19 protein-coding genes are annotated in these 20,938 nt (G+C 38.8%); all 19 read left to right on the top strand.

What is annotated here, in order from left to right; translation table 11 throughout:
• The first annotated feature begins 161 nt into the window (after positions 1-161).
• Positions 162-1,562: an aspartate ammonia-lyase gene (locus CYP54_RS09195; protein ID WP_103605013.1), complete on the top strand. Its 1,401-nt coding sequence runs from the start codon at positions 162-164 to the stop codon at positions 1,560-1,562.
• A gap of 91 nt (positions 1,563-1,653) precedes the next feature.
• Positions 1,654-3,141: an anaerobic C4-dicarboxylate transporter gene (locus CYP54_RS09190; protein ID WP_087586338.1), complete on the top strand. Its 1,488-nt coding sequence runs from the start codon at positions 1,654-1,656 to the stop codon at positions 3,139-3,141.
• Between the two features lie 294 nt (positions 3,142-3,435).
• On the top strand, positions 3,436-5,709 hold the full coding sequence (phsA, locus tag CYP54_RS09185; RefSeq protein ID WP_103605012.1) for a thiosulfate reductase PhsA: 2,274 nt from the start codon (positions 3,436-3,438) through the stop codon (positions 5,707-5,709).
• Between the two features lie 9 nt (positions 5,710-5,718).
• On the top strand, positions 5,719-6,282 hold the full coding sequence (locus CYP54_RS09180; protein ID WP_072595164.1) for a 4Fe-4S dicluster domain-containing protein: 564 nt from the start codon (positions 5,719-5,721) through the stop codon (positions 6,280-6,282).
• A complete protein-coding gene (nrfD, locus tag CYP54_RS09175) occupies positions 6,275-7,210 on the top strand; it encodes an NrfD/PsrC family molybdoenzyme membrane anchor subunit (RefSeq protein WP_103605011.1) in 936 nt (311 codons plus the stop codon). Before CYP54_RS09180 ends, nrfD begins: the two co-directional genes overlap by 8 nt.
• Positions 7,211-7,300: 90 nt before the next feature.
• The gene (locus tag CYP54_RS09170; RefSeq protein ID WP_054196949.1) at positions 7,301-7,969 is read left to right on the top strand and encodes a response regulator transcription factor; all 669 of its coding nucleotides are present in this window, start codon (positions 7,301-7,303) and stop codon (positions 7,967-7,969) included.
• Positions 7,953-9,059 (top strand): sensor histidine kinase, encoded by a 1,107-nt coding sequence (locus tag CYP54_RS09165; protein ID WP_103605010.1) that lies wholly within the window; start codon positions 7,953-7,955, stop codon positions 9,057-9,059. The genes CYP54_RS09170 and CYP54_RS09165 overlap by 17 nt, the downstream gene beginning before the upstream one ends.
• A 49-nt stretch (positions 9,060-9,108) precedes the next feature.
• A complete protein-coding gene (gene ruvB, locus CYP54_RS09160; RefSeq protein ID WP_021090089.1) occupies positions 9,109-10,119 on the top strand; it encodes a Holliday junction branch migration DNA helicase RuvB in 1,011 nt (336 codons plus the stop codon).
• Between the two features lie 23 nt (positions 10,120-10,142).
• On the top strand, positions 10,143-11,222 hold the full coding sequence (locus tag CYP54_RS09155; protein WP_103579828.1) for a cytochrome C: 1,080 nt from the start codon (positions 10,143-10,145) through the stop codon (positions 11,220-11,222).
• A gap of 216 nt (positions 11,223-11,438) precedes the next feature.
• Positions 11,439-12,479 (top strand): AI-2E family transporter, encoded by a 1,041-nt coding sequence (locus CYP54_RS09150; protein WP_103605009.1) that lies wholly within the window; start codon positions 11,439-11,441, stop codon positions 12,477-12,479.
• Positions 12,480-12,493: 14 nt separating this feature from the next.
• Positions 12,494-12,865 (top strand): HIT family protein, encoded by a 372-nt coding sequence (locus CYP54_RS09145; protein WP_103605008.1) that lies wholly within the window; start codon positions 12,494-12,496, stop codon positions 12,863-12,865.
• A gap of 97 nt (positions 12,866-12,962) precedes the next feature.
• On the top strand, positions 12,963-13,745 hold the full coding sequence (locus CYP54_RS09140; protein ID WP_181001572.1) for a cache domain-containing protein: 783 nt from the start codon (positions 12,963-12,965) through the stop codon (positions 13,743-13,745).
• 221 nt (positions 13,746-13,966) lie between these two features.
• Positions 13,967-15,526, top strand: a complete 1,560-nt coding sequence (locus tag CYP54_RS09135) for a hypothetical protein (RefSeq protein ID WP_103605006.1) — start codon at positions 13,967-13,969, stop codon at positions 15,524-15,526.
• Positions 15,527-15,695: 169 nt separating this feature from the next.
• Positions 15,696-17,369, top strand: coding sequence for a portal protein (locus CYP54_RS09130; protein WP_103605005.1), 1,674 nt, complete (start codon positions 15,696-15,698; stop codon positions 17,367-17,369).
• A 122-nt stretch (positions 17,370-17,491) separates the two neighbouring features.
• Positions 17,492-18,022: a hypothetical protein gene (locus CYP54_RS09125; protein ID WP_103605004.1), complete on the top strand. Its 531-nt coding sequence runs from the start codon at positions 17,492-17,494 to the stop codon at positions 18,020-18,022.
• The gene (locus CYP54_RS09120; RefSeq protein WP_103605003.1) at positions 18,022-18,534 is read left to right on the top strand and encodes a hypothetical protein; all 513 of its coding nucleotides are present in this window, start codon (positions 18,022-18,024) and stop codon (positions 18,532-18,534) included. Before CYP54_RS09125 ends, CYP54_RS09120 begins: the two co-directional genes overlap by 1 nt.
• Before the next feature lie 10 nt (positions 18,535-18,544).
• Complete coding sequence (locus CYP54_RS09115) at positions 18,545-19,468, top strand: SU10 major capsid protein (RefSeq protein ID WP_103605002.1); 924 nt, start codon at positions 18,545-18,547, stop codon at positions 19,466-19,468.
• Between the two features lies 1 nt (position 19,469).
• A complete protein-coding gene (locus tag CYP54_RS09110) occupies positions 19,470-20,171 on the top strand; it encodes a hypothetical protein (RefSeq protein ID WP_103605001.1) in 702 nt (233 codons plus the stop codon).
• Positions 20,172-20,174: 3 nt separating this feature from the next.
• The coding region (locus tag CYP54_RS09105) for a tail fiber protein (RefSeq protein WP_181001570.1) at positions 20,175-20,938 on the top strand (764 nt) is incomplete at its 3' end.

Below are 20,938 nucleotides of genomic sequence, written 5' to 3'. Positions count from 1 at the left end.
ATATTATTAAATATAGCTTAAAAGCTACTATAAATTTTTCTCCAAAAGTCGTTTTATCTAGGTTAAAAGTCAAAGCTTAAAAAAAATAAGTAGTAATTAATATTTAAAATATTAAATATCTATATAATTTCATTAATACATTTTTTATAAGGAGAATGGTTATGGCAACCAGAAAAGAACACGATTTTATAGGCGAGTTGGAAATCTCTGACGATTTTTATTATGGCATCCAAACATTTAGAGCTACCGAAAATTTTCACATGAGCGGTAGAACTTTAAAAGAGTATCCATACTTTGTAAAAGCATTTGCACAAATCAAAAAAGCAGCTGCACTTGCAAATAAAGAGGTTGGCGTTTTAGATCCTAGGATCGCTGATACGCTAGCAAAAGCCGCTGATAGAGTAATAGCTGGTGAGTTTTTAGATCAATTTGTGGTTGATATGGTTCAAGGTGGTGCTGGAACAAGTACAAACATGAATGCAAATGAGGTTATTACAAACATCGCGCTTGAGAGCATGGGTCATAAAAAAGGTGAGTATCAATACATCCATCCAAACGATCATACAAACCTTGGACAAAGCACAAATGACACTTATCCAAGCTCAATAAAAGTAGCAACTTACGCAAAGCTTACTGATTTGCTTGCTGCGATGAATCTGCTAAAAGATGAACTTGATAAAAAAGCAAAAGATTTTAAAGATATCATTAAAATGGGTAGAACTGAGCTTGAGGACGCAGTTCCTACAACGCTTGGAAATACGTTTAATGCATTTGCAAGCTACATTAAAAGTGATATCGAAAAGATCACAGCTGCACGCGAGTCAATGACATATCTAAATATGGGTGCAACTGCGATTGGTACAGGTATCAACTGCCATCCTGATTATAAAAATGTAGTTGTTAAAAAGTTAAAAGATATCACTGGTGTTGATTTCAAAAAAGCTGATGATTTCATCGCAGCTACACAAGACACTGCAGATTTCGTTCACGTAAGTGGCGCGTTAAAAACTGCAGCTGTTAGACTTTCAAAAATCGCAAATGACCTTCGTTTGATGAATTCAGGCCCAAGATGCGGTCTTGGCGAGATAAATTTACCGCAAATGCAACCAGGCAGCTCAATCATGCCAGGCAAAGTAAATCCAGTTATCGCTGAGGTTGTAGGCGAAGCGTGCTATGAAGTAATCGGTAACGACGTAACTATCATGCTTTGCTCAGAAAGAGGCGAATTTGAGCTAAATGCATTTGAGCCAGGCATTGCTTATGCGTTATTTAACTCTATATTTATACTTGAAAATGCGATGAAAACACTAGCTGAAAAAGCTGTAAGAAAACTAACAGCAAATCCAGAAGCTTGCTTAAAATCAGTTCTAGGCTCAGTTGGTATCGTAACTGCGTTTAACCCATACATCGGCTATGAAAAATCTGCAAGTATCGCTAAAGAAGCTTTGCAAACTGGTAAAGCAGTTGGTGATATCTGCCTAGAGAGAGGCTATCTAAGCAAAGAAGAGATTGATAAAATTTTAGAGCCAAAAAATATGCTAAATCCAAGCATGGTTAGGTAAAAATTTAAGCAAAGTATTATTAAAAGCGTGTCAAAATTCTGACACGCTTAAGTAAAAATTTTAGTTATAAAATTTAATAGAGGAGTTTTCAATGGATATTTCATTGATATTACAGTTGATCGTACTCTTTGGTGCGATATTCTTGGGTGTTAGACTAGGCGGTATGGCTATTGGTTATGCTGGTGGTATTGGCGTCGTAGTTTTAACTTTAGGACTTGGATTAAAAGCAGGTAGTATACCTTGGGATGTTATTTTAATCATTATGTCCGTTATAGCTGCTATTACAGCGATGCAAGTAGCTGGTGGCCTTGATTATTTGGTGCAAATAGCCGAAGGGATACTAAGAAAACATCCAAAATATATAAATTTCTTAGCCCCAGTTGTCACTTATTTACTAACTGTATTTGCCGGTACTGGACACACAGCATTTTCTATGATTCCAGTTATTACCGAAGTTGCAAAGACACAAAATATTAAACCTAGCGCGCCTCTTAGTATAGCTGTTGTTGCTAGTCAGATAGCTATTACAGCAAGCCCAGTTTCAGCGGCGGTTGTATTTATGGCTGGTGAGCATGCCTTGGGCGGACTTGGCATTAGCTATCCATTACTATTAGCTATCTGGATACCTACAACTTTTATTGGTTGTATGCTAACAGCTCTTGTTATAAATATATTTTATAATCTTGATCTAAGTAGCGATAAAGAGTATCAAAGAAGACTTAAAGAAGGACTAATCAAAGATGTTAAAATCGAAGAGAAAAAAGAGCTTCCAAAAGGAGCTAAACTATCTGTTTTAATATTCCTAGTTGGCGTTATCTCTGTCGTTTTATATGCTACTGCTATTAGTAAAAACGTAGGCTGGATAAAACCAAGTTATGTAACAGGCTATGAAAAAATTTATGAGACCAAAAGTCCAGATAAATTTAATGAACTTGTAGCAAAAGATATAAAAGTCAAAACTGACTCAACTACTAATGTAAAATATGTAGAAGATCCAGATAAGCCTACAAAGACGTTGGTATTAACTAGAGATAACGCTATTATGAGCTTTATGCTAGTTATCGCTACTTTAATCACACTAACTTGTGGTGTCAAGGTCGATAAACTATTTAATACAGCTACATTTAAAAGTGGTATGACTGCGTGCGTCTGCGTGTTAGGTGTAGCGTGGCTTGGAGATACTTTCGTGGTAAATCACACCGATGCGATCAAAAATTTTGCCGGCGATTTTGTTAAAGACTATCCGTTTATGCTAGCTGTTGCGCTATTTTTTGCTAGTATGCTTCTTTACTCTCAAGCCGCTACCGCAAAGGCACTTATTCCTACAGTTATAGCCGCACTTGGTTTAACTGCTGCAAATAACGGTGACGCATATATTTTAGTTGCATCATTTGCTGCAGTTTCAGCATTGTTCGTGTTGCCAACATATCCAACACTACTTGGAGCCGTTCAAATGGACGATACTGGAACAACTAGGATAGGTAAATATATATTCAACCACTCCTTTTTTATTCCAGGCGTTTTAGCTATTGCTTTTTCTGTTGCACTTGGATTTTTGATAGCTCCGATACTTTTATAAGTATTTTAAATCAAACTTAAGCCGAGATCTCTCTCGGCTTTTTTAAATCCCTTTAAAATTTTTAATTTCTATTCAAAATCCTTAATCAAAATTCTATATTTAAAATTTTTATAAGATCGCGTTAAAAATTATATTAATTAAATTTATCATTTTTAGAATTTTACTTATTTTGATATTAGAATGCTCATTTTTTAAAACTAAAAATCTAAATATAAATATTAAGTAAAATTTAATTTTATTTTCAACTTTAAATACTAGAATAACTAAAGGCAAATATCTTTTAAAGGGAGAAAGATGAGCTTAAATAGACGAGAATTTTTAAAATTCGGTGCTGGAGTTAGTATGGTTGCATCGTCCTTACCGGGTGGTGCTTTGGAAAATGTTGCAAAGCAAGATGAGAAGTACGTCCGTAGCTTTTGCGAGATGTGCTCTTCAAGATGCCCTATCGAAGCAAAGGTCGTTGATAATAAAATTTGCTTCTTAAGCGGTAATCCAAAAGCTGGCGGCACGACAACCTCTCTTTGTGCAAGAGGCGGCTCAGGCCTTAGTCAGCTCTATGATGAAAATAGGATCAAAAAGCCGTTAATTAGAGCTGGTGAGAGAGGTGAGAATAAATGGCGCGAGGCCAGCTGGGACGAAGCACTTGATCTAGTTGCTTCAAAAATGCTTGAGATAAAGCAAAAGTATGGCCCTGAAAGCTTCATTTTTACCTGTAAAAGCTCGCAAACGCACAAGCTAATGGTAAATTTTGCCTCATCTTATGGCTCGCCAAACTGCTTTTCACACTTTTCGTGCTGTCCGATCACATATCAAATGGTCTGCGAGCAGATGTATGGCATAGCTAAACTAAAAAGAGACTTTGCAAATGCAAAATACGTTGTAAATTTTGGCCACAATCTCTTTGAGGGCATCGTCATAGCTGATGCTAAAAAGCTTGCTAAATTTGCAGCCAAAAAAGATACAAAGCTGCTTGTGCTTGAGCCAAGATTTAGCGTGGTGGCTTCAAAGGCTGATGAGTGGCTACCAGTTAGACCTGGCACTGATCTAGCTTTTGTGCTAGCTATCATAAATACATGGATACAAAATGGCACTTACGATAAAGAATTTATTGAGAAATTTACAATTGGCTTTGATGAGATCGTTAAAAGCGTAGAGGGCAAAACGCCTGAATGGCAAGAGGCAATCACTGGCATAAAAGCAAGTGATGTTAGACGCATCGCTGATGAAATTTATAAAGCTGCCCCAAGAGTTATCTTTGATTTTGGGCATAAGACAACCACCACAAAAGCTGAATATATGAGGACAAAGGCCATCATGGTGGCAAATGCGATGATGGGCAACTGGGAGGTTAAAGGCGGTCTTTTTGGTGGCAAAAACGCAAAAACCTTTAACAAACTAGTTGGCGAGGATAAATTCCCAGTTCTTAAAAATCCAGATGATAAATTTAAAGTGCCAAAAGTCACTAGACTAGACTTCGCTGGCGAGACTGGTAGGCATAAATTTGTAAGTAGAAAACATGGCGTTTTGATGGATATAAATGACGCTATCTTAAGCGAGAAACCATACGCCATAAAAGGCTGGTTTAACATCCGCTTTAATCACCTAATAAACGTTGCTGAGACGATGAAGAGTATAGAGGCGATGAAGAAACTTGATTTTATCGTGGTAAGCGATGTTTATCTAAACGATATGGCGACATTCGCTGATGTTATCTTGCCTGAGAGTAGCTACCTTGAGCGCGACGAGGGCATAGAGGATAAGTCAGGTCTAAAACCAGCTTATATGATAAGAAATAAAGTTATTGATCCAGTTGGCGACACAAGAGATGGGGCGTTTATCTTTAGAGAGCTAGCACGCCGCATGAAGATAGATGAGCTTTACACTTGGAACGACATACGTGAGTTTAGGATGCAGCAAGCTGGTGGAGATGTAAATTTACTTGCTACGCTGGAAAAAGATGGCTTTATCACGTGGGACGAGCCGGGAATTTTGTTTAGAGAAAAAGGCATGATCGATAAATTTGTTGCTAAATATCCAGTTGCTGCTAAATTTGTAGGTGAAAATGGTCTAATGGATGATATGGCTAAGCTTAAAACAAAAAGCGGCAAGATAGAGCTATTTTTGCCTGATGTTGAGGCGCAGTTTGCAGGATATGGCGCGCTAAATGATAAAGATATGGATACATTTGACGGACATGATCTTTGCCTAACTTGTGGCAAAACGCCTATTCATACCAACGGCCACACTCAGGCGGTGCCGTCGCTTCATGATCTTATGAGTGATAGCCCTATCTGGATAAATCCAAAAACAGCTAAACGTAAAAATTTACGAGATGGCGATATGGTCGTGGTGAAAAATAAATTTGGCGAGCAAAAGGGCAAGCTTATGGTGACTGAGGGCATTAGAGAAGATACGCTCTTTATCTATCACGGCTTTGGACACATCACCCCAGCTCTTAAGAGTATAGATCACGTGGGGCTAAATACAAGCGTGCTTCTTAATCCAGCCGAAGGGCCAGTGGCTGCGACTATGGTTACAAATGTTGGCGTTAGCATAAGTAAAGCATAAGGATAGAAAATGAAAAAATATATGATGATACATGATGAAAATTTATGCATCGGCTGTCAAGGCTGTTCGGTAGCTTGCAGAAGTGCAAACAACGTACCAAGGGGACTTTACCGCTTGCAGGTGCATGCGAAGATGAGTGGGACATTTCCAAATTTAAAGACTGACTTTTTACGTCAAAGCTGTGTTATGTGCGAAGATGCACCTTGTGTTGAGGTTTGCCCAACTGGCGCTAGCTTTAAGACAGCTGATGGCGTAACGCTGCTTGATCATAGAATTTGCGTTAGTTGCAAGTACTGCATCCTGGCCTGTCCATACGACGCTCGCTACGTCTTGCCAAATGGTGAGATAGGCAAATGCACATTTTGCTATGAGAGTAGGCTAGAAGAGGGCAAAGAGCCAGCTTGCGTTAGCGTCTGCCCTACAAATGCCCTAACTTTTGGCGACGTAAATGATGAAAACTCTAAAATTTCAAAGAAATTAAAAGAGAGCAAATACTACTTGCCAAAAGCGGAGCTAAATACAAAACCTTCACTTGCGATGATCGCAAATACAAAAGGAGCACACCATGAATAACATGTCAGGAAGCCTAGCTCAATACTCTGAAATTTATTGGGGCTGGCCGATAGCCGTTTATCTATTTTTAGCAGGACTTAGTGCGGGTGCTAGCATCGTTGCTGTGCTCATTTCAAAAAAATATGGCAAAGAGAATTATCATTTTAAAGCAGCCGCTCTTATCGCTCCAGTGGCGATTGTCCTTGGACTTGCTCTTTTGGTGCTTGATCTTGGCAAGCCGCTTAGCTTTTACTGGATACTCTTGCTTTACAACTTCGACTCAGTTATGTCAATAGGCGTTGCGCTACTTCTAGTTTATACGCCTCTTAGCGTTATATACGCAGTTGGCGCATTTAAAAACGAGATCGCAATGCTTAAAATTTCTCTTTTTGACGTGGTTGCAAATTTTGCTAGCAAGCTTTCAAGCCTACTTGAAATTTTACTTTTTATCCTAGGCATTGGCGTTGGTGCATATACAGGCTTTTTGCTAAGTGCAGCTCACAAGATCGCACTTTGGAATACATCAGTCTTGCCGGTATTATTTTTAGTATCAGGCTTGAGCTGTGCTGGTGCATTTACGTTACTTGTTGGCGTGCTAAAAGATAAGGTAAAAAGGCAAAACGATATTGCACACTATTTATTAAAATTTGATTTTTTTGCGATTATCGCCGAGTTTTTGCTCATAGTTGCTCTGTTTATGGTTGTAAAAGGTGCAAGTGCAAGTGGTGCGCAGAGCGTAGCAAATGCACTTAGCGCAAATTCTCTTGGGCTAATGTTTTATATTGGCGTCATTGGTTTTGGTATGGCTTTGCCTATCATTTTAGACTTAAGCGTTTTAAAGGTGCATGATTTTAAACGCGAATTTGCCGTGATCAACGCATTATTCGTAATATGTGGCGTCTTTTTGCTAAGGTGTTACATTGTCTATGCGGGGCAAATTTTTATTTAATACTTAAAAAATAATTTTAATTTTGAATTTACCTATTAAATATTACAATAGGACTAAATCTTAATAAGACTTATTTTTTAGGAGAGAGATTTGAAAATTTTGCTTTTAGAAGATGATTTAGGGTTTCAAGAGAGCGTCTGTGAGTTTTTGCAGACGCTTGGTTATGAAGTTACAGCGGTGAGCGATGGCCAAGAAGCGTGTGATCTGATAGAGAAAAATTTCTATCACCTTTTTATACTTGATATAAAAGTCCCTGGCGTAAATGGACATGAAGTTATCAAGTACATAAGGAGCTTAAATCCAAACGCTCCTATCATGATAACAACATCTTTAGTTGATATAGGCGATATGGCGATTGGCTACGAGCTTGGCTGTAACGAATACCTAAAAAAGCCATTTGAGCTTGCTGAGCTTAAATTTAGAGTAGCTGAGCTTATGAGAAAATACTATGGAACTGACGATAAAAACATAGTAAAGATCAATGACGAGTTTAGCTTTAATCTAAACAAGCGTGCGCTATTTAAAAACGGCAAAATGGTCGATCTTAGCGCAAAAGAAGTTGCACTTGTTGAGTGTCTAGTTTCACATCTAAATTCTTACGTCAGCATGGAAGAGCTAAGAGATCTTGTCTGGAATGATAAAGAGATAGAAGGCGCTGATATTAGAATGCATGTTTTAAAGATAAGAAACAAAACAACTAGTGACTTTATCACTTCAAAGAGGCGTATAGGCTACAAGATAGATGCACAAGAGCTTTAAGATCCAGATCATAGCGACATTTGTCATAATGTCGCTTTTTTGTTTTCAAAGCTTTGTGATCTTAAATTTAAGCCAAAAAAATAGTACTTCAAAAGCTCTTTTTGGTGCGATGAAGCATGAAACCATTATCAAAAATTCGTTTTTAAAAAATGAAAATATAACTCCTTCTTTAAAGTATAAATTTGCGATCTATGATGTAAATTTTAATCCAATTATTTCAAATCTCTCTAAGCAGCCAAGTAACTTTAAATTTGTAACACTTGAAGAAAATGGCTGCTTATTTTATAAAAGCTTTTTTATAAAGGATAAGACGCCTTATTACATTGTCGTTGAAAAAGAGCTTGATAATGAAAAAAGTATATTTCTAGCGGCACTTATGCTCCTTGTTATCCTTGTAGCGGTGCTTTTTATCGTCTATTTTTTATATCTAAGTAGCGTTAAGCCTTATAAAGAGTTTCAAAAGTATATGAACAACTTCTTTAATGACGCCATGCATGAGCTAAAGACCCCGCTTGGCGTGGCTGGTATGAATCTTGAGATGCTTGGACTTGAAAACAAGTATATAACCCGCATCAAAAATGCCCTAAAACAGATGCAAATAACCTACGAAGATGTCGAGTATTTCATAAAGCGTGGCTACATAAAATTTCCACTTGAGCGGCTAAATTTGGGCGAATATATAATAGAGCGAGTGAAATTTCTCTCAAGCGTAGCTGATGTCAAGCACATCGTGGTAAAGACAAATTTAGCAAGCGAGGCATTTACTATGCTAAGCAAGGTCGAAGCTCAACGCATCATCGATAACACCATCACAAACGCTATAAAATACAGTCAAAAAGAGAGCGAGATACTAATAAATTTAAGCTTTGAGAATGAGCGCATAAAGCTTAGCGTGCAGGACTTTGGCAAGGGGATAAAGGACGTCAAAAAAGTCTGGAAAAGATACGTCAGAGAGGATGAAATCCAAGGCGGCTTTGGTCTTGGGCTAAATATCGTCAGCGAAATTTGCCAAAAACATGGCATTACATACGGCGTTGATAGCGTCTACGGCGAGGGCAGCACCTTTTATTATAAATTTAAACGAGCTTAAATTAAGCATAAAAGCGTAAAATGAAGCCTTAAATTTAGAAGGAAAAACTTTGGATAGAATCGTTGAAATCGAAAAAGTAAGCTTTGAAAATGACTTTGAAGTCTCGCTTAGACCGACAAAATTTGAAGACTACATCGGCCAAGAAAAGATCAAGCAAAATTTAGATGTCTTTATAAAAGCAGCCAAAAAGCGAAATGAGTGCCTAGATCACGTGCTATTTTACGGCCCTCCAGGACTTGGTAAAACTACCCTTGCTCACATCATCGCAAACGAGATGGGTGTAAGTATCAAAATGACCGCAGCGCCGATGATAGAAAAGAGTGGCGATCTTGCTGCGATCCTTACAAATTTACAAGAGGGCGACGTGCTTTTTATCGATGAGATCCACCGCTTAAGCCCAGCTATCGAGGAGGTGCTTTACCCTGCGATGGAGGACTTTAGGCTTGATATCATCATAGGCTCAGGGCCGGCTGCTCAGACTATCAAGATAGACCTGCCAAAATTTACACTTATCGGCGCAACGACACGTGCTGGCATGATCTCAGCGCCACTTAGAGACCGCTTTGGGATGGACTTTAGACTACAGTTTTATACAAGCAGCGAGCTAAGCCGTATCGTGCAGATCGCCTCAGCTAAGCTTGGCAAAGAGTGCGACAAAAACGCCTCTCTTGAGATCGCCAAACGCTCACGTGCCACGCCAAGGATCGCTCTTAGACTGCTAAAGCGAATTCGCGACTTTGCCGAGGTAAATGACGAGCAAATCATCAGCCATGAGCGTGCAAAAGAGGGGCTTAATGCGCTTGGTGTAAATTCGCTTGGATTTGATGAGATGGATATTAGGTATTTAGAAATTTTGATGCAAGCAAGGCGCCGTCCTATGGGGCTTAGCACGATCGCTGCGGCACTTAGCGAGGACGAGGGGACGGTTGAGGACGTCATCGAGCCATATCTGCTTGCAAATGGCTTTATCGAGCGTACCGCAAAGGGTAGGATCGCGAGTGCGAAATGCTTTGAGACCTTTAACGTCAAGATCGACATAGAAAAAGGGCTTTTTGAGTAGAGAAATTTAAATTTGGAGCAAAAATGGGCGAGCCACATCTTTGTCCTAAGTGCGAGCAAAGGACGATTTACTTTGACGGGATCTGCTACTGGTGCAGGCAAAAAGAGAAGCTGGAGTTTTATGAAGCCTTAAGCGAGGACGAGATCAAAAAGAGGCAGAAAAATATCCTTACGCACATTGACGAGCTAGATAAATTTGATGAAATTTACAGCGATCTCACATATATTTTCTATGTGCATGGTATTTGCGATGAGCAGATCATCGAAGAATTGACAAAAAACGGCGAGTACTACCCGCCTGAAATTTACAAAAAGGCTTCAACAAAGATCAGAGATGAGCTTATAAAGAGGCTTTCAAGCGAAGAAAATATAGTTAAGCTAAATCACATCCTCTCGGCACTTGCCTGGCAGGGTGATGAGGTGGTAAGGGAGCTATTTTTTAAGCTTTATGGTGCGCCAAAGCCTTGGAAGACGAAGCTTTATGCCGATACTGATGGGTACTCGCAGACTGCTGGCTGGAGCTTTGATAGCAGTGGCAAGAGAAGAAGCCTTGTTTTTGATAAGTGTTTTGCCTGCAAGCCAAGTCAAAACGCAGACGCAGGTATTAAATTTAAAGCCACAAATGATGAAAAATGTAAATTTTGTAGCGGCGAGATGTTGGAGTTCACCATTAAAAAAGAGAGCCTAAAGCGACTTGGGTTAGAGCTAAAAAACGATGCTGTGCTTAAATTTTGCCCAACATGCGTTGGCCTTGTGCAGTACTTTTGCCAAAATGATGGCAATAGCGTGCAAACAGAGGTAGTAGGCGAGGGTGATAGCGAAGATTATTTAAGAGATGCTGTGGCAACGCTCGATGGGCAAAATTTCGAGCTAGCTAGCGAGGTTTGCGCTCACTACTCATATATGATAGATAGCGAAATTTTGCTTGGTGGATATCCGCAGTGGGAGCAAGATGCTGAGCATTTAAAATGTCCAAAATGTAGCAAAAGCATGAAATATCTAGCACAAATTCCTCTTGGAAGTCTAGTAGATGGCGAGGGAACTATATATGTTCAAATATGTGATGAATGCGAGATCGTCGGGACAAATTTTCAGTGCACGTAAAAGTCTAAATTTGTAGGAGCTTTTGAGCTAGAAATTTTGCGTAAAACTATAAATTTATCTAAATTTACTAAGCGCCAGTAGCATGCTAAAAATGCCAAAAGCCTAGCCGTACTTGCTAGCTTTGCAAGCTTGATGGCAAAGAGATTGAGCAAATTTGGGAAGCAAATGAGCAGCTCTGATAAATTTGCTATAATTACCCCATTTTAAGGGAGCGAGATGAACAATAGACTATTTTTTGGAATTTTTGTATTTTGCGCTTTGGCTTTGGTGGTCTATCTTTTTAAACCATATCTACTTGATATTTTTATCGCTGCACTGCTTGCTGTCGCGGTTTCAAATGTCCAAATCGCGTTTTTATCGCTCACTAAAAACCGCAAGACGCTTTCATCGGCGCTTACCACGTCTGTGCTTCTTTGCTTATTTATTGCCCCACTTCTTTATGCGGTAGTTGAGATCGCAAAATACGCAGCCGGCTTTGATATAAACAACGTCACAAAGACTATCGAATTTATCAAAAATTATGATTTTAGGATGCCTGAGTCGATAAATTTTTTAGAGCCAAAGATAAAAGAATTTATCGGTGGACTTGATATTAAAATGCTTTTTTCTCAACTTGCGACAAATCTTGCAAGCCTGGGCAAGCTAAGCCTTAAATTTGGCGTTGATATGATCATTATTTTGGTCTTTTTCTTCTTTTGCAATCTTTATGGCAATGAACTAATCAGCTATCTAAAATATGCGCTTCCGCTAAAGCAAGATGATACAGAGTCTATTTTAAGCGAGGTTGGCAATGTGATGAGCGTCGTTTTTTACTCAACCATCGCAAATATGATAATCCAAGGCTTTTTATTTGCCATAGTTACTAGTTTTTACGGATATAATGGCGTACTAACTGGTATATTTTTTAGCTTTGCTTCACTTATTCCAGTTGTTGGCGGCATTTTGGCATGGGGGCCTATTAGTATCTATGAATTTGCAAATGGCAACATAGCAGCAGCGATAACTATCGCAATTTACACGATCGTAGTGATCTCATTTGCAGCTGATACGCTTTTAAAGCCACTTGTTATTAAATTTATAAACTCAAAGCTAGTTAAAATACCAACAAAGATAAATGAGCTTCTTATATTCTTTGCGATGCTCGCCGGCATCACGACATTTGGGTTTTGGGGTGTGATCCTTGGACCAGCGATCGTGACATTTTTTATCTCTACTATCAAGCTTTATACGCTTTTAAGAGAGAGAAATTTTGTATAAAAATAGGAACAAATATGATCTATGAAGATAAATTTATAAGAGTTGAGCGTGAAAATAACGAACTTCCATGGATAAAAATTTTTACCATTAAGCCATTTCGTGAACTAAGTGATTGCGACGAAGCGAGTAGGGCAAGGCTATTTGAGGCGATGCTTATAAGCGAAAAGGCTATGCTTGAGTTTTATAAACCAACTAAGATAAATATCGCTAGTTTTGGTAACTATGTGCCACACGTGCATATTCATGTTATTGCTAGATTTAGTGATGACGCATTTTTCCCAGATAGCGTTTGGGCTAATCCAAAAAGAAAAAGTGAGCTTGAGTTGCCAGAATTTAATAAATTTGCAAAATTTTTAGAAGAAAAGTTAAGGGCTAGTTTTGAATAAATATAAAAAATATCTTAATTTCTATATTATTTTTATCTTTATCATAGTGCTTGGAGGGCTTTTTTACTTTCTTTATAGCTCTTATATGGCTGAAAAGATGCAAAATAATATGCGAGTCTTTTTCGATTACCAGGTAAAACAGCTTAATAAAAGTATAGATGATGAGAAATTTTCATCAATGGCGATCTCGATCTTGCTTGCTCAAAATGAGTCTATACAAATGTGCTTGCTAGGGCAAAGTCGCGATGAATGTATAAAAAATATCGAAAATTTAACCAAAACCCTTGGCGCAGCATCGATGTATAACAACATTAAGCTTCATATTTATGATAAAGATCTAAAAAGCTATGTAAGGAGTTGGGATCTAAACAGATATGGCGATATGATCGCTAGTAGTAGGTTTTTAGTGCAAGAGTCAAGGCATCAAAACAAGCCCATGGTCGGCATCGAGGCGTGGTATGCTGGAACGCATATAAGGGCTGTCTCAAACGTAGTACGTGATGGTAAAATTATTGGCAACATCGAGGTTTTGTTAAATTTTGACTCACTTGGAAATTATTTTAAAAAGCAAGGAATTGATCTATTTGTTCTTTTGGCAAAAGACAAGATGCCATCTCGTAAAAGCATTCCAAGTGATCAAATTTTAAATGATTATTACATCGAAAATTTAAGCAGTGCAAATTTAAATATAGTAGGTTTTTTGCGTGATATTAATTTTAAAGAATATGAATTTTACGTTTATAAAACGCACTACTTTTGCGTGGTGCCACTAATAGACGCTAGCAACACACAGATAGGCTATTATGTGCTTCATGTAAATACCAATGAAAAAGAGCGAAATATTTCACAAAATTATTTTGAGTCAGAAGAACTCTTTTAGATTCGATTTATCTGATAAATTTTTGTGTTTGTAGTATAAATAAAAAAGAATGGTGGAAGCGAGGGCTACCATATTTAAAATAGATATACCTATAATATAGGATATTAACAAGTTTTTTTATTTTTAATATCCGTAAAAATATCCGTTTATTTTTTATCGTATAACTTTATAAAATTTAGGAAAATATTATCTACCCTTTTTAATTAAAAAAAGGATAATAAATGAACCTATCTCCTGAACTATATCTAAAATTTGCCAAAGATGTAGAGCCTGAAATTTTTGAAAACAAGACTCCCAAATTTCATCCTGAAATAATACGTTTTATTGACGGAGATGGGCAATATAAGGCCGTGGCGGTTTTTCGCGGTGCTGGTAAGACTACTTTATTAAATAAAATTTACGTGTTAAGCCGCCTTTATTTTGCTGCCGAACCTTTTATTATGATAGTCTCGGCCAACGAGGACAAGGCGACAGCATTTTTGGAAGCGATCAAAGGGAGTATCGATAAAGCAGCTGCTAAAGGCTATGCCATAGCTCGTGGTAAAGCTTGGAATAAAGGCTTTATTGAGGTTATTATAAATCAAGGCATGAAAGATGAAGATGGCAAAAGCATAGAGAAAAAATGCTACGTAGTATCTCTCTCGGCTGGGCAAGATCCTCGCGGTATGAATATCGACAACATGCGCCCAACATTGCTAATAATAGACGACCTGGAGAGCAAAGTCGGCAGATACCCTATCGACTCAAATGCCAACCGTCAAAAGCTTCGTAGCTGGTTTTATGCCGATTTATTACCTACTTTGCATCCTACACGTGGCAAGGCCGTGATATTGGGTACTATACTACACGAAGATAGCATCCTAAACAACATCGTAAATAGTACAGAAGAGATGGATGCCAAACAAGACTGGACCTACATAAAAATCCCTATCATCAGGAATGGTGCCAGTTCATGGCCGTCTCGCTTTTCGATGGATAAAATCAAAAAAATACAAAGCACCCTAGTTTCAAAAGGACTAGCAAATGAATTTTATCAAGAGTATATGTGTGCTGCGATAGATCCGCAAAAAGCCATCTTTAAGCGCGAATATTTTAGGTATTTTAAGGGGGTGGAGTATAGGGCGGACGAACCGTTTACGACTGTTGCCGTAACTGACGGCGTAAATAAGCAAGAGCTAAAAATCAGGCGAGCAAATAAGATAGAGCTAGAAAATGGGGAGAAAATTTGGCTAAAAGAATGCCAAATTTATACCGTGGCCGACATATCAAGCGGTAAAGGCAGGGATCAGACCGCCTACGTTACCTTTGCAATTGACAGGCAAAATAGACTTTTTATAATCGACATCACGAGCGGATATTTTACTCCGTTTGAGCGAAGCCTAAAAATAATCGAAATTTATCTCACATTTGGCCCAATGCGTATCGGAATAGAAAAGGCTGGCATGCAAAATGACTTTTTCTACACGATCGACACTATTCAAAAGCTAACTGGTGTAAATTTGCCAATAGATCCGCTTAGCCATGGTGGCAACTCCAAAAACAAACGCATTTCAAATCTTGAGCCTTACTACCGCACAAGACAAATTTATCATAATGCAAGTTTAAACGCTACAGACGAGCTTGAGGCGCAGCTGCTAGGGTTTGATCCGGAGACGGAAAGCAAGAGTGATGATATCATGGATGCAGAAGCTTATATTTTACAGTACGTTGCAGGGCGATTTTTTGACGAGAGCTACGATGAAATTTATGAGGAATACGAAGAAGAAGAGAGCTGGGTGTGAAAGTATCAAACATATATTTTTCAAACAAAAGATAGTAGATTGTCATATGTTATTGATGCTACATATATGGCGAGCTAGTCATAGCGCATATAGACTAATCCTTAAATAATTTTATACGTTTTTTAGGAAACTCATAAATTAGACTACCCATAAAAAAACGGAGTAGTCTATGAATGAGGATTTAAATTTAATTGAGCGAGCATTTAGTGATCTTGAGCAACATAAAAAGAGATTCCTAGAATGTGAGCGGGCATTTCGTGCAGAGTATGAGGGTGAAGATAACCGCACTTCAAAACGAAAAAACTCTGAGAGAAGCCGCTCGAAGCTATACATCCCCCTAATAAAAACCACCATTTTTATCATTCATGCGATTTTTAAAACAAGCTTTATGAGTGATCGCTGCCCAATAGAGATCACTCGTGTTGGGCGTAGAAGTGATAATGATCTAATCTTACAAAACGCACTTACTGCTGTACTAAAAAATAGATGGAAGAAAAAAGAGCACCGAGTTGGCTTAAGCAAAGCTGTGATGAGTGCGTTATATCTACCTCTTGGCATAGTAAATTTGTTCTACGATAAAGAGCAAGGCGATATCGCCACACGTTTTATTCCAATCACCGATCTAGCATTTGACAAGCATGCAAGTGATATCAACGACATAGAATACGTCTGCTACAAATGGCGTCAATCAGTACGCCAAGTTGAAGAAAAAATCAAAACTAAATTTTACAAAAGCAAATATAAAGATCGCATTTTAGGCTCAAAATCAGAGTGGAGCCAGAGGGTGCAAATGAAAGATATCTATAAAAAGATATATGTAAATGGCCGTCAAATGTGGGAGTTAAAGAGCTTTGCTAATAATTTTCTGGTAAGGGAGACGAAATTTTCGACTCTGCCATTTCACTTCGGCTACTGTATAGACTCGATGCCTAGCGTCGAGGAGAGCATGCGCGAAAAGGAAAACGCCGTATACGGTTCGTGCGTGCCGGAAATCGTCAAAGAAATCCAAGAAGAATACAACATCAAGCGCAATCAAAAAATCGACATCACCGAGAATCAAATAGATCCGTCGTTCGTAGTGGATAAAACTAGGGGCGCGGTGGCGGTAAGCGACGTGATGGCGAGGAAAAAGGTCATCAGGGTGGAAACTGAGATGGGTGCTAGAGTGAGCGACGTGATAATGCCTTTTCCGGTGCCGCCTACATATCAGTTAAGCGAAGAGATAAATATGCTCGGCAAAGAGTACGAGATAGCTACGGGCGTAAATAGCGTAATGACCGGTCAAACTAGCCCGAGTGATCGCCGCGCTATGGGCGCGCTACAAACGGTAAACGCCGCGAGCTCAATGAGAATAGAAAGTATGATGCAAACACTGCTTGAAACGATGCTATCAAGCTATGCTGGGCACTTTGTGGAACTGCTCTACCGATTTGTTAGTGATGATGAGTTTATAAAAATAACTGAAGATGAAAACATTATAGAGGCCATCGGTACTTTAGCAGAAAGAAAAGCCAATCGATTAGACTTTGACATTTCCGTAAATTTTGGCACGACGATAGCAAACGAAGTAAAGATCAATCAACTAAACGGCTTGCTGGGTGTGCTAGCCCAAAATCAAATAAGCTCACCGCAAATAACGGGTGAAATAATCAAAGAGGTGCTAACTCTGATCCTGGGCGAAAACGCTCCGATAGAGCAGGTGGACGAGGCTATGGCTCAGATGTCGGCGATGCAAGAGGCGGCGCAAGCACAAGCTGCAACGCAAGAGGAAGAAGGTCAAATAAAAAACGAATCTAGTGAAGAAGAGGTGGAGATGGCGGCCTTGGCAAACGGTGGAATTTAGTGTTGAAAAGTATAAATTAGGACAACTATCTTGCTTATAGTTTGGCTTTGCTTAGGCAAGGAGTTTTGTATGTTTTTTAGGATGCAGATAAATAAAATAATAAAAATTTTAAAGGAGAAGAAATGGCATATAAGGACAAATACGAGGTTCTTGGTGTTATCGTCGCTTTGGCTACAAACGGACTTAGAGTCTATAAAAAAGGCGAAGAGGAAGGGCAGATTAGTGACGGAAATATCGGCGATGTCGTGGTTAGGGCTAAAGATGAGTCTGGCCTTGCCTCCGTGATTATCATCAGCGAGCAAGAGTGGGATGAGATGCCACAAAACGAGGCGGCCGAGGCCGAGATGAAAGATCTCGCATCTAACACAAAAAATCTCGCACCAGAGCTAGCTAAAGCCAAAAACGAAATTGAATGCTTGAAGGCTGAAATTTTAGACGCCAAAGGCGAAGCGGAGCGTTTCAAAGAGGAGTGCGTGAGCTTGCAAGACCGCATAAGCGCTGCGGCTGGCGAAAATTTAACTTTGACGCAGGAAATTCAAAAGCTCGAAGCCGAGAATAAAAAGCTAAAAGAGGCGGCTAAGAAAGCAGAGAAGAGCAAAGACAACGCGCCTAAGGCAAATGAGCCGCAGGATTTAAATTTAGGAGGTAATTAATGCCGGACATATACGATCAGGATCTAGAGGGGCTAGCGGCCGCAGAGGAGACACAGACGCAAGAAGCCCAAACTGCTTTAAAAAACGCAGATAAACCGCAGGCTCAGGCAGAAACTAAAGCATCAGCTACGGCGCAGCCTGATGACTCAGTAAAACTCAACAAAGAAGAGTATGCGGATTTTCAAAGAATGCGTCAAGCCGCGCAACTTTCGCAGATGGAGACGGATTTTAGGAAGAGTTATCCGGATTTTGATATGCAAAAAATCACGGACAAAATTTTAGAGATGGATGAGAAAAATCCTGGTATTGGTGATGCACTACTGACTCCGGTAGGGATTGAGAATGTCTATCTAAAATTTTTCCATGGCAAGGCACAAGCACAAGTTGATGATGAATTTGACATAGCACGAGGGACTGGTGGCGGTGTGAGCATACAAGAGCTCATTGGTAAGATCAACAAAGGCGAGGCTAGCGATAGCGAGAAGCAAGCCTTTTATTCAAGATTCTTTTAAGGAGTAAAAAATGCCGGTTAAAACTGGATTAATGACAACAGAAGAAGCGTTTGGGGGTTCAGGCGCGCTTTTAGAAAAATCAATAAAGCAAGTAGGGTGGGAGACAACTCCTTTTTATAGCGCGATATCACTTGCCGCTCCTATAGATAGGACTTCAAGCCCAGCCATGGGGCATAAGTGGCGATACGACGAGCTACCAGATGGTGATTTAAATAACGCTCATGCAGAGGGTGGACCGAAAGCAGTCGCAAAGTATTATACAGGCGGTGAACTCAAAAATCACTTTCAGATCGCTAAAAATACTTATGGTGTTTCTGGATCACAAAAGCCTGCGACTGATACGCAAGGCAGGGGAATGCTAGCAAAGCAAGGTGAGTATAGTTCGATAGAACATAAAAAGTCTATAGAAAAAATCTTGCTTTCTGGTCAAACGGCGGTTCAGAGGGTTAATGGTGGTAGTTCTCCTGCGGTTGGCAAATGCGGTGGACTAAAGAGTTTTTCTACCGCTGTCAATACAATCGATGCAGCAAACACTGATCTAACGATGCAGATGATAAGGAATCTGTTTAAGATCGGCTGGAGCAAAGGCAGACCGTATGAGTTTATGATGGTAAACGACAAACAAAATGATAGGCTGTTAGATATCCTAGATAAGATCAAGCAAGCAAATATGACTGAAAAATATCTAGAGAGCGAAGTGCTAGCAGTAAGAAATACATATGGACACGTAAAAGTACTACTAAACCCATTCCTTGATCAAAACGAAATCATCGCCTTTAGGAGCGACGATATATTCAAAGTGAATTGGCGTGCCATGGAAGTAAAAGAGTTGCCAACTAGCGACGATGCTGTCGAGAATGAAATAATAAGCGAATTTACTCTTCGCGTGTGTACACCAGTAGCGTTTGCTTGGCTAAAAAATTTAAAGGTGTAAAATGAATTATGAGGTGTTTTTGCAACGTTTAAGGGTGTCCACAAGGGTAGATATAAAGCTCCCTGATTTTGAAGAGTTAAAATCTTTGGTGGAAGAGACGGCGGCAGATATATCGCGTGCAGTAACGCCTCTTGAAATGATCGAGATAGATCATAGAAATTTTGATACCCAATACCACATAGACAAAAGACGTTTTGTGAGGAAATTTAACACACCAAAAAATGAAAATGATAGGGTTGATTTTCTTGACGAATCGCTTTTAAAAGCACTTATTTATGGAGTGGCCAAAAAAAGAGCACATGCTGAGTTTTATGCAAAATACAACAAGTTTTATCTACAAAATTTATGTGAATATGAACTAAATAATTTTAATGAAAATTCATATAACTTAACAGAAGCACTTAGAATAAAGGGCTGGCTAAAGCCTTATAAAATAGATTATGCCTTAGATCCTTACTATTCATGGGATGAAAATTTTATAAAAAGACTTGATTACTACATGGCCAATATCGTTTATGGCCAAATCGATAACTACGAGCATCCAGAGAAATTTTTAAATAGTGATGAGCTTGGGTATAGGAAATTTATATATCTTTTTATCGCCTATCAAAGCGGAGCTTCTTTAGAAAACGGCGAGCATACCGATAGAGAGGATTTAAGAGTGCTTGATAGGCTAATGAGCAAGAAAATTTTAGGGGAGTGAAAAATGGCGGATAAAGAATTTACGCAAATTTGTAAAGAAATTTTAGGGGTTAGCAAAAAGCTTGAAAAAATAGAGCCTGATGAGCTGAGAAAAATAAAAACAGATATAGAAAGAATAAGCGAAGCAATAGCTGCAGATAAAGCAATTTTTGATACAAATAAAAAAGATTTTGATGGTAAGTATAATAAAATCGCCGAGATAATAAAAACATTCGATACTTTAAAAGCCCAAATAGAAGAGGTTCTAAAAAGCGGAACAATAAACGATAGTGCAGAGGCCTTAATTTCTACATTCTCATCAAAAAAAATTATGGATCTTTTAAATGAAGCAAAAAGAGTAGTAGATGAAAAATTTAGCACTATACATAAAAATGGTATAACCCCTTGGAACTCTACATTAGAGTATCCTACTGGTGCCATTAGTGTTTTAAATGGTAAGCTCTATCAGGCAAAAACACAAAACACAAATAAAAACCCTAGTGAAAATAAAGAAATATGGCATGTTGTAGCTAACAAAGAGTGGTGCGAGCAGACTTTTTTAAATAAAGATGAAAAGATAGATAGCTATTCTAAGAGCGAAAGTGATGAAAAATTTGTAAAAAAATCAGAATTAAAGGATGGCTTGCCAACTGGTGCCTATGTTTTATATAGCTCAAACTCAAATACACCAGAGGGCTTTCTCCGTTGTGACGGATCAGCACTTGATAAAAATACATACTCCGCGCTTTTCGCGGAGATTGGCTATACGTATGGTAAAAGTGGCGATAA

This window comes from Campylobacter concisus, assembly GCF_002914005.1.
In the GTDB taxonomy this organism is placed as follows: domain Bacteria; phylum Campylobacterota; class Campylobacteria; order Campylobacterales; family Campylobacteraceae; genus Campylobacter_A; species Campylobacter_A concisus_N.
The sequence above is the reverse complement of the archived record's forward strand: the minus strand, read 5'-3'. Positions and strand labels throughout refer to the sequence as shown.

Coding starts and splice junctions, on each gene's coding strand:
- CYP54_RS09195 (WP_103605013.1), top strand. CDS start 162: ATGGCAACCAGAAAAGAACACGATTTTATAGGCGAGTTGGAAATCTCT.
- CYP54_RS09190 (WP_087586338.1), top strand. CDS start 1,654: ATGGATATTTCATTGATATTACAGTTGATCGTACTCTTTGGTGCGATA.
- phsA (WP_103605012.1), top strand. CDS start 3,436: ATGAGCTTAAATAGACGAGAATTTTTAAAATTCGGTGCTGGAGTTAGT.
- CYP54_RS09180 (WP_072595164.1), top strand. CDS start 5,719: ATGAAAAAATATATGATGATACATGATGAAAATTTATGCATCGGCTGT.
- nrfD (WP_103605011.1), top strand. CDS start 6,275: ATGAATAACATGTCAGGAAGCCTAGCTCAATACTCTGAAATTTATTGG.
- CYP54_RS09165 (WP_103605010.1), top strand. CDS start 7,953: ATGCACAAGAGCTTTAAGATCCAGATCATAGCGACATTTGTCATAATG.
- CYP54_RS09155 (WP_103579828.1), top strand. CDS start 10,143: ATGGGCGAGCCACATCTTTGTCCTAAGTGCGAGCAAAGGACGATTTAC.
- CYP54_RS09150 (WP_103605009.1), top strand. CDS start 11,439: ATGAACAATAGACTATTTTTTGGAATTTTTGTATTTTGCGCTTTGGCT.
- CYP54_RS09145 (WP_103605008.1), top strand. CDS start 12,494: ATGATCTATGAAGATAAATTTATAAGAGTTGAGCGTGAAAATAACGAA.
- CYP54_RS09140 (WP_181001572.1), top strand. CDS start 12,963: ATGCAAAATAATATGCGAGTCTTTTTCGATTACCAGGTAAAACAGCTT.
- CYP54_RS09135 (WP_103605006.1), top strand. CDS start 13,967: ATGAACCTATCTCCTGAACTATATCTAAAATTTGCCAAAGATGTAGAG.
- CYP54_RS09130 (WP_103605005.1), top strand. CDS start 15,696: ATGAATGAGGATTTAAATTTAATTGAGCGAGCATTTAGTGATCTTGAG.
- CYP54_RS09125 (WP_103605004.1), top strand. CDS start 17,492: ATGGCATATAAGGACAAATACGAGGTTCTTGGTGTTATCGTCGCTTTG.
- CYP54_RS09120 (WP_103605003.1), top strand. CDS start 18,022: ATGCCGGACATATACGATCAGGATCTAGAGGGGCTAGCGGCCGCAGAG.
- CYP54_RS09115 (WP_103605002.1), top strand. CDS start 18,545: ATGCCGGTTAAAACTGGATTAATGACAACAGAAGAAGCGTTTGGGGGT.
- CYP54_RS09110 (WP_103605001.1), top strand. CDS start 19,470: ATGAATTATGAGGTGTTTTTGCAACGTTTAAGGGTGTCCACAAGGGTA.